The sequence below is a fragment of the Bradyrhizobium sp. 139 genome, assembly GCF_023074175.1.
GTDB lineage: Bacteria > Pseudomonadota > Alphaproteobacteria > Rhizobiales > Xanthobacteraceae > Bradyrhizobium.
On the sequence record NZ_JADPKS010000014.1, the window covers coordinates 1 to 16,250 of the forward strand.

Consider the following 16,250-nt stretch of genomic DNA (forward strand, 5'->3'; position numbering starts at 1 on the left):
CCGACATCACCTATGTCCAGACTGATCAGGGCTGGCTCTATCTGGCCACGGTCATGGACCTCTACAGCCGCAAGATCGTCGGCTGGGCGATGGCGGATCCTTTACGCGCCGAGCTGCCTCTGGCGGCGTTGCGAATGGCAATCGCGGCGCAGCGGCCAAATGCCGGCCTGATCCACCATTCCGATCGCGGTGTTCAAGGCGGATTCAAACGGTCGTCGCAACACCATGACGTTGGAGGTTGCGATGAAGGTTGCAAATCGGCGATCGGCGCGGTCAGGACGGGCGCCATTGCCATCGCCAGGCCGGCCGTCTGTTGCAGGACGCGATAAACAGAATAGATTTTGGAGGGCGATTGCCACAGGGCAGAGCAGTGAAGATGCTGCGCTTGAGGCTGGATTATCGCAACCTGTCGGAAGCAGATTATTCCGGAGGGCGGGCGGCATGCCACCAGCGATGTTCAGATCTTCGACCAAACCTCCCTCCGGACGCCACCTTTCGTTGGCTGAACGCGAGGACATCGCCCTTCTAAAGGTGCAGGGCCATTCCATACAGGAGATCGGGCGCCGCTTGGGGCGGGCTGCTTCGACAGTCTCCCGTGAACTGCGTAGGAACGCGGCTACCCGCGGCGGCGGGTTGGAGTATCGGGCAACGACTGCCCAATGGCATGCGGACCGATCTGCCCGCCGGCCCAAACCGACCAAGCTTGCGCTCAACGAAGCCTTACGCACTTATGTGGAGGAGAGACTAGCCGGCGGCGTCGTAGCCCCGAGCGGAGCATGTATTGCTGGCCCCACCGTTCGGTGGAACGGCCCGCCGGCGAAAGGATCGACGATGGGCCAAGGCATGGAGCCCTGAGCAGATTGCCCGACGCTTGCCGATCGACTTCCCGGACGACAAGACGATGCGCATCAGCCACGAAGCCATCTATCAGGCTCTCTTCGTTCAGGGCCGCGGTGTACTACGCAGCGAACTGACGGCCTGCTTGCGAACCGGGCGCGTGTTGCGCGTGCCCAGAGGGCGCGTACGCAGGCGGGGCAAGGGCTTTGTCTCGCCGGAGATCATGATCAGTGAGCGCCCCGCTGAAGCGGCCGATCGAGCCGTGCCGGGACATTGGGAGGGGAACCTCATCCTCGGTCTTGGCAGCTCGGCGATCGGCACGTTGGTCGAACGCACGACGCGCTTCACAATGCTATTGCACCTTCCCCGATTAGCGGGGCATGGCGAAGCTCCGCGCAAGAAGAACGGACCTGCGCTTCGGGACACAGGGCGGAAGCCGTGCGTGACGCGATCTCGCGCACCATCATCACTTTGCCCGAAGAACTACGTCGCTCGCTGACTTGGGATCAAGGAGCCGAAATGGCTCAGCACGACCGCCTCAAGATCGATGCGGGCATCCAGGTCTACTTCTGCGACCCGCAGAGCCCTTGGCAGCGCGGGACTAACGAAAACACCAACGGGTTGCTGCGACAGTACTTCCCGAAAGGCACAGACCTGAGCATCCACAGCGCCGACGAGATAGCCGCTGTGGCTGCGGCCCTCAATGCCCGACCGAGAAAGACGCTGGGCTGGAAAACGCCGGCAGAAGCGCTTGACGAACTGCTGTCATGAGTGAAAACAATCGGTATTGCGACGACCGTTTGAATCCGCCCAATATGCCTCGGCGGATTATCGCAAGCTGATGCAAGCCACCGGCCTCAGGGCCTCGATGAGCCGCAAGGGCGACTGCTATGACAATGCTCCGATGGAGAGCTTCTTTCACACGCTCAAGACGGAGCTCGTTCACCACCGGCACTATGAAACGCGGGCAGAAGCCACACGAGATCTCTTTGCCTATATCGAGAGCTTCTACAATCGAATTCGTCGTCACTCCGCCATCGGCTTTATCAGCCCGATCGAGATGGAGCTAAACGCAGCTTAACCCTGTCCATTTTTTCGGTGGAAGATTACAGATGCCTTACTGAGTGCGAGAATAACGAAGCTCAATCCTGGACGCGATTCAATCTGCAGATACTGCAACTAGCACACGCGCACAAGAGTAGCGTCTGCATCGATTGAACTCTGATTGAATCTGCGAACGCGTTAGACGATATTAGCACGCGGCGGCTGGATAAACTTAAGACGCGCGACACTGTAACGGCCGTCAACACTAATGGGCACCTCTCCTTCGATCGTCGCGCGCCTAACGATGCGGCGCTCGTCGCCGTAGTCCTTCGTCGCACAGTGCATCGTGGCTCGGTTGTCCCAGATAGCGACATCACCTTGCTTCCACTTCCAGCGCACTGTGTTTTCCGGCGCCGTAATGTGAGATTCAAATAGATCAAATAGCCTCTGGCCGTCATATTTCGGGATGCCAACAAAACGTACCACATAGGAGCCGAGTAACAGGGTGCGCTCGCCGGTCTCGGGATGGACGCGTACGACTGGGTGCTCGGTCTCGATCCTCGGTCTGGTAACGGCCTCGTCGTAAACCTTCTTGGAGTATCCGGGATAGCTATGAACAGCCCAGAGGTCGTCGGCAAGCCGTTGCAACGGCGGCGGCAATTCGAGATATGCGGCCGCTGTGTTCGACCACACCGTGTCACCACCGACTGGCGGGATCACAACTCCTCGCAGCACCGAAATCTTGGGATAGGCATCCATGCAGGACCAATCTATGTGCCAAATGTCGGTCGGGAGATCACGTACGGAATCAATATCAAAGATCGGCCTCGTTCCGTCCGGATATGGCGAAGCTCTCCCGAAACGAAGAGCAAAACTCTCCTGCTCGACGTCATCGAGGTGCCCTTGGTCACGGAAGAAAATGACCTTGTGCTCGAGCAGAAGCCCGTTTATCGCGGCGACCATCTGATCAGGCAAATCGGCCGACAGCTTGATATTTCTGACTTCAGCGCCGATGCGCCCTGTCAGCTTGACCACATCGCTACGGGGAATGACATTATCGATAAGGTCTGTTTCAGTCATGGTGGATTCTCCAGACATGTAGTTTTCGCGTACAATGTGAAGACAGTGGTCAACGCAACCGATCAATCTAACAAATTCAGCGATCGTATGTCAGTAGTTCTTGAGTGTCTTTCAGAATGTCGGTCACGGGATCAATGGTGCCAACATTCTCACCTACGTGTGCTGCACGGCAGGTCTCCCCAGCTAGCCACGACGTGAGGGGACTAGACGATTTCGAATGATTTACCCTCAACAGGCCGCTCGGAGCGTTGCAAGCGCTCCGAACTTCTGCGGCCATTGAGCATCGCGCGCAGCAACTCTCGCTGGCTTGCACGCCACCGTTATGATTTGCTTCGTGTTACTCATTTGTTGCCTCGTGTTGCAGGTGGTTGGCTCATGTTCTTTTTTGCTTCTTGTTAGCTCATGTTCGCTGGTGGCAAGTCTTGCATGTCTCCATTGCCACCGCACCTACCTCAATTGGCAGGCAGATCTGGCCGGCGAGTTTGAAGATTTTGTTTCAAGGCGACGAGCCGATAACGACCGGCGCCGTCGAACTCGCTTGCCGTGAAGCAAGCGAGTTGCCCAAACTCGTCAAGCGCGACTTCTCACTCACTGCAACACGCCTTCGCCGTCCACCTGCTTGAGGCCGGCACCGATCTTCGTACCATCCAGCTCTTGCCGGCATCGCAGCTTGTCCATCACCGCGCTATATCTGCGGATGCCACGACCAATGTCTACGCGGCGACAAACCCGCTGGAATTGCGGCCCCGTCCGATGCCCAAGATTGCATTTCCGCCCGCACCGGTTCATTTCTGAAGAGAGCCCCGTGGGATGCTCAGGTCCGGAAGTGGCGGATGTATTCCGCCGCGATGGTGCTGCCTGGCGGGAGCATTACCATCCCCACCTCCATTGCGTAGTCCCCGAGGAGGATTGTCGTCGGATGATGGCCCCTGGATCGCGTGCCGACCCAGCTTCTTTCTTCCGGGCCGTGCTATCCCGCCATCCCGCCTGTTCCGACGACTGTTTCTCCACGCCCTGCAGCAGGCGTTCGATACGGCAAGCTGCAATTCTTCTCGTCAGTGTGAAGAGCTACGCGATCCTGCTTCGTTCTTGGCGTCATCTAAACACGGTCCGCTCGATCAATTGGGGGTCTACGCCAAGCCGCCCTTCGGTGGTGCCGAACAGGTTGTGCACTATATCGGCCGCTACACGCATCGGGTGGCGATCAGCAACAGCCGCATCATCGATATCGACGACGGCAAAGTTCGCTTTCGATGGAAGGACTATCGCCACGGAAGCCAGCAGAAAGTAATGTGGGAGCCCCGCTGGCCGAAATGATGTCGCGGGGCCGATTTAAGTCGGTGGCGGTCATTGACCACGACTTGGCCGCTCAGGTTCCGGCAGCACTCAGTGGCCTGGATTTGCCGGCACAGTAACTTTCATCGAACATGCAATTGGGCACCGCACGACTAAACCCCGCCGCGATGTCGAAGGCCGCGCTTGGCTGCGATGTCGAACAGTGCGACCGCTGCAGAGAGCCAGGATCGCATACAATAGCTGCCGCTCGCGCAACTGCCCAAAATATCGATCACTCGCGCGAGCGGAATGGATCGAGGCCCGACGGGCGGCGCTTCTCGATTCGCAATATTTCCATATTGTTTTCACCGTTCCTGACCAACTCGCCGCGATCGTCTTCCAGAGGCGAAGCGGCATAGCAGATCACCTCGCCATAGCGCCCGGGGGATGGAAGACCATCGAATAGCTTTTGGCCGCCATGAATTGCGAATGACGCTCGCCCATGCACAGGGGAGTGCATGTGTCACTCGGGCGCCAAAAAGCGGCACCGATTCATCGATCTCAAAGAGGACTCCATAGAATCGGGACCTGAAAGTTCGCGAACGACGGCTGTGGATAGGCAACGTTCATTAGGCAGCAGGCGCCGGGAAATCATCATTGCGCGCGGCTTGTGCCCAATAATGTACGATGACCTCTGTTGCTTGGCCAAGCCCGTGAAAAATAGCGACCCATGTTGAAAATAAAGGAATCGAATTTACCGGTGATTACAAACGTTTCAGCATGAAATGTGCCAACGATTTGCTGCGTCCTGCGCGTGTTTCCTCGTATTCGGATTCTGGCACCGACATCGCCCTTATCCCGCCATCCGCGTAAAACACAAGCAGCTCGTTATCGATTGTTACAGTGCGGATCGCAATGTCGTGTCATGTGCTCGTCAAAGCCAACAAAGCCGAGCGCCCCGCAATAGACCTCTCGGGCTACGCGCTTTTTCGGTGACGACTTTCATCGATCGTGCAGTTCATATGCCTGCTTGCCTGGTTCTCAGACTGTTCATCGTCTCCACGATGCGTTTTAAGCCGGTGTCCACTAGATCTGGTGGAGCGCCGAACGAGAGTCGTAGGCCGTTCACGTCGCCAAAGACGTCACCACCAACGCATGCCACGTTGGCTTGCTCCATGAGCAATCCCGCAATGTCGTCAATGGATCGAACGAGACCTTCAGTCGGTAAAGCGGAGATAAGCCTACTCAGATCGAGATAGAAGAACAATGAGCCATCGGCGCGTGGCGGGGCTACGTCGCGTAGATCAGACACAATGTGGAGACCTGTGTTGCGAGTTTCGGCAAGGCGCTGCCGCAAGTTACGCTCAAAGCTACCGTCGCTGACTTGAAGGTGGTGCAGGATCGCGTGCTGCGCGATCACATTTGGATTTGCGGTCGTATGGCTCTGTCGCCTCCTTGCCGCAAAAACGATCTCCGCAGGCGCTGCGCAATAGCCCAAGCGCCAGCCCATGATCCCTAGCTCGCTCGAGAATGAGTTGATTACGATCGTCCGTGAACGCACGCCGGGATGCGCCATGACGATCGACTCATGGCGGCGTGAGCCGGTGAATACCAAGCTGGAGTGGGATTCGTCGGAAAAAATCCACATTTTGCAATTGATCGCGAGCTCACCGATATTTCGAAGAGTCGTTCGATCATAGACTACGCCCGTAGGATTGTTAGGCGAGTTGATGGTTATGGCTGTCGTCCGCGGCGTGACAGCGGCACGGATTCCGTTGATATCGGGAATGTATCTCGGGCGGCGAGCATCAACGAACACTGGCGTTGCGCCGGCGAGGCGAACTTGGAACGGGAATGTCGGCCGGCAGGGGCGAATAATGATAGTCTCGTCGCCCGGATTGAGCACGGCCAAGGCAGCGTCGAGCAGTGCTTGCGTTGCACCCGCGGTGATTACAATGCCTTCCCTACTCCAATCGATGCCGGTTCCCGCCGAAAGCTTTTCGGCAACAGCCCTGCGAAGCGCCGCACGGCCAATGGAATCGGTGTAGCCGCTTATCCCGCGGTTCACGGCTGCAATCGCTCCTTCACGCACGGACGAGGGTGGTTCGGTGACGACTTCGTCGGTAGACAGATCGATGAGTTTACGTCCAATCGTTGCCGCGGGGGCTGCGGCAGTGCCCGGGCGCGAAAGGAAAGACATTCGTTGCGCCAACATGGGCGCGTCCTTTGCGCTCATTGTCGAGCCGGTGAAATGACGCGAACCACGTGACCGCTATTCGCGATCTGCTTCGGCAGATATCGCTCGTCTGCGTGGGTACGCTCGTCGTCGCCGCTGAAGCTGACGAGTTCATCGAGACCGGGCGATCCTTTTCTCGATGCCGGCAGTGCCTTACGATTGAATGCACCTTTGAGATCGATGCTGTGGGGGGCCAGACTACCCGCAGAGGATCTGGAAATTTCATCGATGTCGGCGAGATGATGCTGCTCGACGAACGCGTTGATCTTTGGAAGCCGGCCGTCGTTTATTGGGACGTCGGAAGCGCCACGATGGCGGAGTTTGCGCGCGAGGCGATCATTCGCCAACCCGCCGAAGCCGCTTCGCGGTCAACGAGCGAGTCAGTTGGGTCTAGGATGTCATCGACCCCGTCGGCCAGTTTGCTCCATGAAGCTTCAATGACATCGGGATAGCCGAGCGGGCGGGAAATCGCGAGGCCCAATGCCCAGAGGCCTTTGAACCCTGCGCGTCCGCCGATCGCGCCTGAGAGACCCTCATATTCCTCCATACGGTGGCTGTTGGAGCAGATCTGAGCGCGCGGCATTTTTGCGGCCGACGGATCCGCGCATGGATTAGGACCATTGGCGAAAGCGGATTGTGATTGATGTTGCACGCCGAACTCCTGTGTCGTGTGACCTGCCCGGCAGTCTTCGGTGCCATGCCTCGGTCATCTTGATCAATCATTAAACTTGGTAGTTGACCGCGATCTTTGTATGTCACTATGGCATAGACCAGGCAGTTGCGGTTACGCCCTCGCAAAGATGATCGAGAGTTGGCGCTGAAAATGCAAACTTCGCATCTACTCGCCAATCCAATGCTCCCATCGAGATGATCGACGCCCTGCATCGTTGATCGTGGCCGTATTGAAATTCGCGCGACAAGACTGCGGCAGGGGACGATCCTGATATAGAGAACATCGAAGATTGCCCCATGCTTGCTACTGTTGAGCAGGCCATCAGATTTGCCGCTGTACGTCGAGGCGAGCCGCCTCTGTCGTGTTTGACTTGCTTATACTCGGTTCTATCCGCTGCAGGACTCCTGCGCGAGCATTGCGATCGAATCTGCTGATGACAGCAGCTATCTGCGAGCAGGATTGTTGCAGGTCCAAAAGAATGCGCCCAAGCGGGCCTCGATGGATCGGTCATCTCTTCGTAGCTACCTTCACCGCCGTGGGCTGATCAACATGGATGCGCGTTGATCTGCACCTTCGTGCTCCAGCCTCTGCCTATCCGATTTGATAGCTGCTCAAGCGACGTAAGCAGTGATTTAGTTCGTTTGAACCAAGGCGGCTGGTTGCGATGCTAAGGAGAATGAAATGCTACAGCAGACCCCGCTTTTAAGTTGGGCTCGTCCTCTGACGCTGAGATGTTTATCTATTTGCTTCGGTCCAATCGACCAGCGAAGGCGGCAGCCGATGTCGTGTTAGATCCCACTGTGAATGTCGCTCGCCTATCACAGGCCGGTGTTCGCGGGTGGAACGAAGAATTGATGCAGAGCTAGCGTCTGCCGCGCCCTAATGTATCGGTCAACGAAGACGCCCGCTTCAGAGTCCGGGTCGATATTGTCAATCGAGTTGCTCACGTTAGACATGGAGGCACTATGCGCATCTGCGGGATCAAACTGACTCACGATGGAGCAATCGCTCTTATCGAGGACGGACAGCTTGTCTTTTGTGTCGAGCAGGAGAAACGAGGCAACAATCCACGATATCAAAGAATCGATAATCTCGACGCAATCGTGGTCGTTTTGGCGGAGCACGGGCTGGATACGCGGGATGTTGATCAGTTCGTGATCGACGGGTGGCTCGGGGAGGCGGAGTCGCAGTTCGATGTCATCAGTGGTGCGGTCCCTGTCACCCTCAAAGGAGCACCTTATCTTGAGCGCCATGCCGAGGACCTGCTCACTTCGCACGACGGCTCTGGCCTGATGCTCAAGAATAGGATCTTCCCTTATCGAAGCTATCCGCACGTCACGGGCCATGTGGCCTCCGCATACTGCACCAGCCCGTTTGCCAAAACTGGACAGCCCGCTTTCTGCCTTGTGTGGGATGGCGCAACATCTCCACGTCTCTACTATGTAGAACGCCGGAGCGCCCGGTTCCTCGAAAGCCTGCTTCCGATGTTTGGGCGTACGTATGTTGTGGCGGGCCTTCACTTCGGACCATATAAGAGAGCGAACCGTGGCTGGGGGGACCGGAGCATTGCGGGGAAGGTGATGGCTTACATCGCGCTCGGCTCTGTTGATGAAGACATCGTGGCAGTGTTTCGGGAGCTCTACGATGAGCGCTTTGCGGCCGTGTTTGCGCGTCGCTACGGCGCGGACATGAACAGCCAAGAATCCATGCTCGCTGCTGTGCATGACTTCTTCGAAGCCAGCGAGCTACGGTTAAAGAACAAGTCACCCGAAGATGTTCTTGCATCGTTTCACTCGTTCGTCGAGCGTCGGCTCGTTTGCGAAATGGCGAATGCGCTGCAGCGGCATTCATGTAATCCGGGACCACAGAATCTCTGTATAGCTGGGGGCTGCGCTCTCAACATCAAATGGAACAGTGCACTGCGTCGGTCAGGCTTGTTCGATGCTGTCTGGGTGCCGCCGTTTCCGAATGACAGTGGTTCGGCAATTGGCGCCGCTTGCGCCTCAGTAGCGGCGCACGAAGGCTTCGTGCCGTTGGAATGGTCAGTCTACAGTGGCCCGGACCTGCTGCGCAGCGATGTGCCTCCCGAATGGAAGGCCCTGCCTTGTAGTATGTCCGAACTTGCGACCATTCTCGCGGGTAACAAGCCGGTGATTTTCCTTACCGGCCGCGCCGAGCTCGGACCACGAGCATTGGGTAGCAGAAGCATTGTCGCAGCCGCCACATCGGTTGGAATGAAGGATCACCTCAACGACATCAAGCTTCGCGAGCACTTCCGGCCAGTGGCGCCGATATGCCTGGAGGATCGTGCGCCGGATATTTTCAATCCTGGAACGCCGGATCCTTACATGCTATTCGATCACCAGACACGGCCGGAATGGCGGGACAAAGTCCCTGCCGTTGTACATCTGGACGGATCGGCGCGATTGCAGACCGTTCCGAGAACCTCTCAGCACCGGATCGCCGAGCTTCTCATCGAATATGAAAAAGTCAGCGGCATCCCGTTGCTTTGCAATACGAGTGCCAACCTGCAGGGGCGTGGCTTCTTTCCGGATGTCGCGGCGGCCTGCCGGTGGGGACGCGTTGATCACATATGGTGCGACGGCCTGCTCTGGACCAAACGCTCGTAAGTTGGCGAACGCCGAGCAGCTTCTTCTATGTTAAGTGAATGTAAGGCGGCCGATCTCGTGCAGTCGTATGACGGACGGGCTGGTCTGGTGGTTTCTAGAGGGCTCCGGTGGAGCTCAATCGAAACCAATCCGAGCTGCAGTGGGACTAATGGATGATCCCGAGGGCAGTCCGAATGCGCAGAAATTTATCGAGTTCGCCACCCGTGCAGAGCACCTAGCTGCCTTTGCGCAGCTCATGGCGAACGTTATTCCCATCAATACGGGTTGGTACAGTGAACGCGGATCAGAGTCTGACTAACACCGACCGACTCCGCGAGCGCTGGAACGAGTGGAATATTGCGCCTGGATCTGGCCGTGAAATCCTGGCATGGCGAAGGACGCCGTGCCATTCCAAATGTCGGATACTCTAGCTTTTCACCGACTCAAGAGGCGTGACTTGCACATTGTCGAATCTAACGAACCTGTCCGTTTCGGAATGTCACCAAGCTGTACGGAGCGATCGCGGCGGTCAGCGACCTTTCGACGCGGCGAGTTCCTGACTATCTTGGCCCAAGTGGTTCGGGGGAAGACAACAACGCTGATGCTGATCGCCGGGTTCGTAGCGCCGCCGGGGCGCTGGTCCGCGGCGCAGTGCTTGGCCGGCATCCTGAGGCCGAAACTTTGAATGTCTTGGCCGAGGAGACCATTGAAGCCGCCTGCGCGCATCCGGCTAATTTGCGGGTTCCAGGCTTGACATCGCGCTAAGCTCTTTAATGTTACCTGTTAAAGCCAACGGAGTCGTGAATGGCATCGCCAACCCAGCCCTCTCTCGGAATTCTGAACCTCGAACCGGGTTCGTCGCCACCTGTCAAGCCGAGGCCCAACTCGCTGCTGAATCCGGATACATTCGACTTCCCCATAATTTTGGAAACCGTCGCGGGAGCTTGGGTAGATCGCGTCGTTCCCGGCGATCCAGGGCTCGAGTCGGCCTGCATCGCGGCCGCCCAGCGTCTCGTCGAGCGGGGCGCGGTTGCAATAAGCGCCAACTGTGGTTACTTTATCCGGCACCAAGCGGCTGTCGCCGCGGCCGTAGATGTGCCTGTGGTGACGTCGAGCCTGCTGCTCCTCCCGGCGCTACTCCGCCAATTGCAGGCCGCGGCTAAACTAGCCGTAGTGGTCGCCCAGCCGAAGCACATAAGCGAAGACATGCTCGGCATCGACGATCCAGCTGCACGGGCCAGGGTGGTCATTGGAGGTCTCGAAGATAGCGTACTAGTGCGAAATGAGAATATGCGACCGCCGCCACCGACGGATATCGCGGACATCGAGAAGGATGTCATCGCCTGCACTGCGCAACTCCGCGATTCATATCCAGATATTGCGGCATTTCTTTTCGAATGCACCGCGCTTCCGCTGACAGCTCCGGCGGTTCGTCGCATGACGGGGCTACCTGTCTACGACATCACGACCCTCTGCCGGATGACGTTGGCGAGCGTCGTGTGAGGGCGTCGTTACTGAGTTCCCGCTGCGTGTCGGCGGCTCCCAGCGAGTTGTGCGTAGCTGGTCACCAAAGCACGGGGAGTTGCGCTTAGGGGCAACGGTCGCTCATTTGTGATTGTTTGCTCGCTGGAGGGTATACGTCGCGGACGCTGGCCCTTGCTCCCAAGAGAAGGTCTATCTCGTCAGCGGCCATATCATCGGATGCCCAAAGCACTTCGGAAGGTTTCAATCGCGGATCGACGAGGTGTCGCGCTGGCCGCGTGCATCGATTTGCACAGGTATGAAGTTGAGCTCGTTGGCAGCACCGCCTTGATCAAGAACCGAGAAGGGTCAAGTGTGTCAAAGAGACTGATTGTCCTGCAGTCACGTTGGACAATGGACCGCGCCATCCGCAGCGGATCGAGCGATCCATCGAGCATAATCTAACGACGGCGGTTTGCGCCGGCCGCCGAGTGGTGTGCCTTGATGTAGGTCGAATCGACCGAGATCGTGGTCGAGTAGCTCGGCCATTCGGCTTTGCCCTCACAGATCCGGGCGGGCGGCTTTCCCGCACCCGGCTCTTCCCGAGAGTAACCCGCGTCATATCCGCGCCTGCGCCCATGTGCGAGTGATGCGTGGAGTTGGCAGGCGGAAGCGTGCCGTCAGGGCCTCGAACTCCGACCAGCCCATGCGCCGGCTTTTCTGGCTACGCCGTCTCAGACAGCGTAGCCAGGTCCGACGCACTTCGCGGTAGAAGCCGTTGAGCGTTGGATAATTGTGCGGCCTGCCATAGTAGCCATAGTGCCCCCGCAGAACGGCGGCGAACCGCTCGTGCTGCGTGGCCAGTGGCGCATGCATGAACCGCCATGCCTCCTGGCGCAACGCCGTCAGCTTGCGCGTCAAGCGTTTCCCTTCCGTCTTGTGCTTCACGATGAACCGGCCATCTCGGGTCCGCCCGCAGTAGTGGGTAAAGCCGAGGAAGGCGAAGGTCTCTGGCCGCCGCTCGCCCCGCCGCTGACGCGAGAGGGCCGCGAACCGGCCAAACTCGATCAGCCGCGTCTTGTCCTCATGGAGCATCAGGCCGAAGCCGGCCAGCCGCGCCTTGAGGGCCAAGAGCATTTCGCGCGCATCTGCCTTGCTCTCGAAGCCCATCACGAAGTCGTCCGCATAACGCACGATCACGATGCGACCGCGTGCGCGGTGACGACGCCATTGATGGCTCCAGAGATCGAGGACGTAGTGCAGGAAGATGTTGGCGAGGAGCGGGCTGATGCCCGCCCCTTGCGGCGTACCCCTGTCCGTCTCTTGCTTCTCGCCGCTCTCAAGAACGCCGGCTCGCAGCCACAGCCCGATGAGCCGCAAGATGCGAGGATCGGCGATCCTGTGAGCCAGCATCCGCAACAGCCACTCGTGGTCGACCGAGTCGAAGAAGCTGCGTATGTCGGCATCGAGCACCCAGTTCACGTGCTGGCTCATGATCGCCGTATGCAGGGCATCAAGCGCCATATGAGGATTCCGCCTCGGCCGGAAGCCGTAGGAGAACCCGAGGAAGTCGGCCTCGTAGACGGCGCTCAACACCTCGGCCACCGCGCTTTGGACAATCTTGTCCTCTAGCGCCGGCACACCGAGAGGCCGCTTACCGCCGTCGGCTTTGGGAATATAGACTCGCCGCACCGGCTGTGGCCGGTAGCGACCAGTGTGGACCCGTGCGCAGAGGTCGCGGATGTTATCCGTGAGTCCCTCTTCGTACTTCGCCACCGTCACCCCATCGACCCCCGCGCTGGCCTGCCGCTTCTGTCGTCGAAACGCCCGAAGTAGAGCGTCTTCGTCGACATGGTGCAGCAGAGCCGTGAACCGGGTTTGGGCAGCCTGCTTGGCCGCCGCGTTCACCCGCGCGAGATTCGGCGGCAAGGTAATCCGGCTCTGTGTCCGGACCCTGGCCTCCTCGCGCAGGCTCCTCTCGGGCTGGTCCCTTCCCTCCATCCGTCTCGTTACCTTCGACGACTTCACAGGTATTATGAACCAGTCCGACTCCCGACCTCAGCTCGGTCAGCGGCTCTGGCAGTGCCTTGCCGCTGTCCCCCCCTGGAGACCAATCCAGCGGTCCCGGTCGGGCCTCTCATGTTCCGATGATTGCCTTCCATGCGTGATGCGGCCATCGACCCCGACGGAGCGACATCGTCTCGCCTATCGACGATGCTCATGTTGCCTTCGTGCTTAGGGAACACACTCGGCCTCCGCGAATATCCACCTTTCGAGGCTCATTCCCGCACCCCGCATGGCTCCTGTCTACACTTCGGACCCCGCGTTGCCGCGACGCCCGCAAGACTCGGTCCCGGCTTGCCTGCTACAGCTTTGGCCGGATGGGACTTGCACCCACAAGCAATCATCAGCTTGGCATGACGTACTCCCCTGGCGTGGTGTAGCTGATTGCGGGTTACCGCATTCTGCGGCATGGGCCGGATCGGTCGGATGGCGATTGCCGGGAAACTGACGGCGGGATCATCGCCCAACGGCGCGATCGTTTCCAGTGTCATGTAGCGGCCGCGCTGGACCGCCCACTCGTCGTTCTGTTCAAGCAGGATGGCACCGATCAGACGGGTGATGGCATCCTCATTGGGGAAGATGCCGACCACTTCGGTTCGCCGCTTGATCTCGCCGTTGACCCGTTCGAGCAGATTGGTAACCGATATGAGATTTCTCGGTGCCAACGTTCCGCTGCGGTGTTCTACACCGTGGCGTATCGTGCGACCATCCGGACAGAGGCACCGGGAGCACGAAGTGCGGTCAGGCCGATGCGCCCGATGAGCCGAGAGCTCGAGTTAGTAGCTGGCCGCCTCTGCGACTTGCCCGCCAGTGATGAGGTGGTGCTCGATGCGACCGACAACAGCATGCCGGTACTGCGAGTTCTGGCGCCATTCGTGGCGCGGGTGATTATCGCCAATCCGTTGCAGGTGAAGGCGATCGCCCAGACTCACGTCAAGACGGACAAGATCGATGCCGGAACGCTCGCCAGGTTGCAGGCGGCGGGGTACCTGCCGCAGATCTGGACGCCTGACGCGGAGACCGAACGCAGGCGCAGGCTGGTGGCGGGACGCTACCAGCGTGGTGTGGCATCGCACGCGGCTCGTGTCGGGCGACATGGAAAATTGACCCCGCATTGCCTCAGTAAAAATGTTACCAGAGAACTTCCCTGTCGTGTCTGGGGCGGAGCTGCCGAATCAGTTCGGTGGCGGGTATGGCAGGGAAGATCAGCATGCGCACAAAGCGCGAGATCACATCAGCGCTGGTGGAGCGTTATCGGGCGAGCGGACGGCTCGAGAAGGCACGGATCCTGGACGAGCTGTGTGCCGTTACGGGATGGCATCGCAAGCACGCGATCCGAGCACTGTCGGTGGACGGGGCATCGGGATCGGCCGTGCCGCGGCGACGGAGCCGGACCTACGGAGCTTCCATTCGCCTTGCACTGATTGTGCTATGGGACGCCTCTGACCGGCTCTGCAGTAAGCGGCTCGTCGCGATGATCCCGTTTTTGCTTCCGGCTCTTGAACGGCACGGCAGATTGAAGCTTTCTGCCGATGAGAGGTCGAAGGTTTTGAAGGTGAGCGCGGCGACGATCGATCGCCTGCTGAGCGACGTAAAGATCGCAGCAGCCGGAGGACGCCGACGGCGGGCGGGCTTTTCCAGTGCCGTACGGCGGCAAGTCCCGGTGCGTACATTCAATGACTGGGGATCACCTCCGCCGGGATACTGCGAAGCGGATCTGGTTGCGCACGGCGGCATGTCCGTATCCGGCGCGTTCATTCAGACGCTAACAATGGTGGATATCGCAACGGGGTGGACCGAATGCTTTCCGCTCGTCGTGCGTGAAGCAGCTCTTGTGGTCGAAGCTCTCGAGCGCGCGCAGAACCTATTTCCCTGGCCCGTTCGGGGGCTCGATTTTGACAACGACAGCGCCTTCATGAACGACACGGTCGTGTCGTGGTGCCGTTCTCACGATGTCGAAGTCACTCGTTCCAGGGCCTACAAGAAGAACGATCAGGCATTCGTTGAGAAAAGAACGGAGCTATCGTTCGCCGCCTGGTGGGCTACGGGCGGTTTGAAGGCATTGATGCCGCTCGCTCATTAGCTCGCCTGTTTGCGGCGGCACGGCTGCACATCAATTTCTTCCAGCCCTCGTTTAAGCTGAAGGAGAAGCACCGCGAAGGTGCCAAGATGATCAAGCGCTATCTTCCTCCCGCTACGCCGTACGAAAGAGCATTGGTCCATCCGAGGCTCAATGAGGCATTCAAAGGTCGGCTGCGGGAGATTTACCGGACGCTTGATCCGGTGGCATTGCTGGCACAGATGCGGGACGCTCAGAATGAGCTGGGTAAGCGCGTCGATCAACGGGCTGGAAAGCCAGCGATGATTGTCGCGCAGGGGCATAGCGACTTAGCGGCCTTTGCCCGAGAGCTCGGCGATGGTTGGAAACAGGGTGAGCAGCGGGGCATTCATCGTCGTCGCTATGTGCGGCGCAAGCCTGTGCCACGTCGGCCATCGATGCTCGACCCCTACATTCCCATCATCGAGGAATGGCTCGCCGCGGCTCCGCACTTGTCCGCGGTCGATCTTCTCTCCCGGCTGGAAGCGCATGCGCCCGGTCGGTTCAGCGGCCATCAGCGGCGCACGGTGCAGCGATTGGTGAAGAATTGGCGATCAAAGGTCGCTCGACAGCTCATCAGCAGCACAGAGATCACACTATCGGTCCAAGCTTCGCGCCTTCGTATTTAATCCTGACAGGTTCTTTCGCCGAAGCACCGCAAGCCGCTCGCTCGCTACGGCGCTCTGGAGGGCGCGCTTCGCGAGCGGCTTGCTCCGACTCGCGGCAGCCGATCGAGAAAGACATCAGGGTGCGCTTCGGTAACATTGTCATCTGAGGCAATATGCGGGGTTAAATCCGGACGTCGCTTGACAAGGCTCGAGAACGAGGTGCATTCAATCCTACACGCACACCTAATCTCGAAGTGCCCGCATG

General features: G+C 58.9%; 9 protein-coding genes and 6 pseudogenes. 10 read left to right on the forward strand and 5 right to left on the reverse strand.

All coding sequences use genetic code 11. The features are described 5' to 3' along the window. The 3 pseudogenes from IVA80_RS04500 to IVA80_RS04515 all read left to right on the forward strand — a co-directional run. Window positions 1-197, forward strand: a pseudogene (locus IVA80_RS04500) (DDE-type integrase/transposase/recombinase); the annotation flags it as partial. Window positions 198-243: 46 nt separating this feature from the next. Beyond that, window positions 244-1,608, forward strand: a pseudogene (locus tag IVA80_RS38185) (IS30 family transposase). Between the two features lie 40 nt (window positions 1,609-1,648). Further along, a pseudogene (locus IVA80_RS04515) lies at window positions 1,649-1,918 on the forward strand (IS3 family transposase); the annotation flags it as partial. 161 nt (window positions 1,919-2,079) lie between these two features. Here IVA80_RS04515 and IVA80_RS04520 read toward each other — a convergent pair. Then, entirely contained in the window at window positions 2,080-2,961 is an 882-nt protein-coding gene (locus tag IVA80_RS04520; protein WP_247426000.1) for a TauD/TfdA family dioxygenase, read from the reverse strand. 810 nt (window positions 2,962-3,771) lie between these two features. Between IVA80_RS04520 and IVA80_RS04525 the strand changes: the two are divergent. Both IVA80_RS04525 and IVA80_RS04530 read left to right on the forward strand, forming a co-directional pair. Continuing rightward, a pseudogene (locus tag IVA80_RS04525) lies at window positions 3,772-4,230 on the forward strand (transposase); the annotation flags it as partial. A 229-nt stretch (window positions 4,231-4,459) separates the two neighbouring features. Beyond that, window positions 4,460-4,702 (forward strand): transposase zinc-binding domain-containing protein, encoded by a 243-nt coding sequence (locus tag IVA80_RS04530; RefSeq protein WP_247426002.1) that lies wholly within the window; start codon window positions 4,460-4,462, stop codon window positions 4,700-4,702. Between the two features lie 552 nt (window positions 4,703-5,254). Here the strand turns inward: IVA80_RS04530 and IVA80_RS04535 are convergent. After that, window positions 5,255-6,451 carry a pyridoxal phosphate-dependent aminotransferase gene (locus IVA80_RS04535; protein WP_247426004.1) on the reverse strand — a complete coding sequence of 399 codons (1,197 nt, stop codon included), beginning with the start codon at window positions 6,449-6,451 and terminating at the stop codon, window positions 5,255-5,257. Window positions 6,452-6,468: 17 nt separating this feature from the next. Further along, window positions 6,469-6,819 carry a hypothetical protein gene (locus IVA80_RS04540; protein ID WP_247426005.1) on the reverse strand — a complete coding sequence of 117 codons (351 nt, stop codon included), beginning with the start codon at window positions 6,817-6,819 and terminating at the stop codon, window positions 6,469-6,471. A 1,291-nt stretch (window positions 6,820-8,110) separates the two neighbouring features. On the opposite strand from IVA80_RS04540, the gene nodU reads away from it, so the two are divergent. Beyond that, window positions 8,111-9,775, forward strand: coding sequence for a nodulation protein NodU (nodU, locus tag IVA80_RS04545; protein ID WP_247426007.1), 1,665 nt, complete (start codon window positions 8,111-8,113; stop codon window positions 9,773-9,775). A 783-nt stretch (window positions 9,776-10,558) separates the two neighbouring features. Next, window positions 10,559-11,257, forward strand: a complete 699-nt coding sequence (locus IVA80_RS04550) for a hypothetical protein (RefSeq protein ID WP_247426009.1) — start codon at window positions 10,559-10,561, stop codon at window positions 11,255-11,257. 576 nt (window positions 11,258-11,833) lie between these two features. Here IVA80_RS04550 and ltrA read toward each other — a convergent pair. Beyond that, the gene (gene ltrA / locus IVA80_RS04555) at window positions 11,834-13,243 is read right to left on the reverse strand and encodes a group II intron reverse transcriptase/maturase (RefSeq protein ID WP_346347961.1); all 1,410 of its coding nucleotides are present in this window, start codon (window positions 13,241-13,243) and stop codon (window positions 11,834-11,836) included. 464 nt (window positions 13,244-13,707) lie between these two features. Next, window positions 13,708-13,926, reverse strand: a pseudogene (locus IVA80_RS04560) (transposase); the annotation flags it as partial. Window positions 13,927-14,037: 111 nt separating this feature from the next. On the opposite strand from IVA80_RS04560, the pseudogene IVA80_RS04565 reads away from it, so the two are divergent. The 3 genes and pseudogenes from IVA80_RS04565 to IVA80_RS04575 all read left to right on the forward strand — a co-directional run. Then, window positions 14,038-14,331 (forward strand): annotated as a pseudogene (locus tag IVA80_RS04565) (hypothetical protein); the annotation flags it as partial. Between the two features lie 140 nt (window positions 14,332-14,471). Beyond that, window positions 14,472-15,362, forward strand: coding sequence for a transposase family protein (locus IVA80_RS04570; RefSeq protein WP_247426013.1), 891 nt, complete (start codon window positions 14,472-14,474; stop codon window positions 15,360-15,362). After that, window positions 15,317-16,006 carry a hypothetical protein gene (locus IVA80_RS04575; RefSeq protein ID WP_247426015.1) on the forward strand — a complete coding sequence of 230 codons (690 nt, stop codon included), beginning with the start codon at window positions 15,317-15,319 and terminating at the stop codon, window positions 16,004-16,006. The genes IVA80_RS04570 and IVA80_RS04575 overlap by 46 nt, the downstream gene beginning before the upstream one ends. The last annotated feature ends 244 nt before the right edge of the window (window positions 16,007-16,250 follow it).

Bases quoted from the DNA above. Each gene is read 5' to 3' on its own strand.
- IVA80_RS04520 (WP_247426000.1), bottom strand. From the start codon at position 2,961: ATGACTGAAACAGACCTTATCGATAATGTCATTCCCCGTAGCGATGTG.
- IVA80_RS04535 (WP_247426004.1), bottom strand. From the start codon at position 6,451: ATGTTGGCGCAACGAATGTCTTTCCTTTCGCGCCCGGGCACTGCCGCA.
- nodU (WP_247426007.1), top strand. From the start codon at position 8,111: ATGCGCATCTGCGGGATCAAACTGACTCACGATGGAGCAATCGCTCTT.
- IVA80_RS04550 (WP_247426009.1), top strand. From the start codon at position 10,559: ATGGCATCGCCAACCCAGCCCTCTCTCGGAATTCTGAACCTCGAACCG.
- IVA80_RS04570 (WP_247426013.1), top strand. From the start codon at position 14,472: ATGGCAGGGAAGATCAGCATGCGCACAAAGCGCGAGATCACATCAGCG.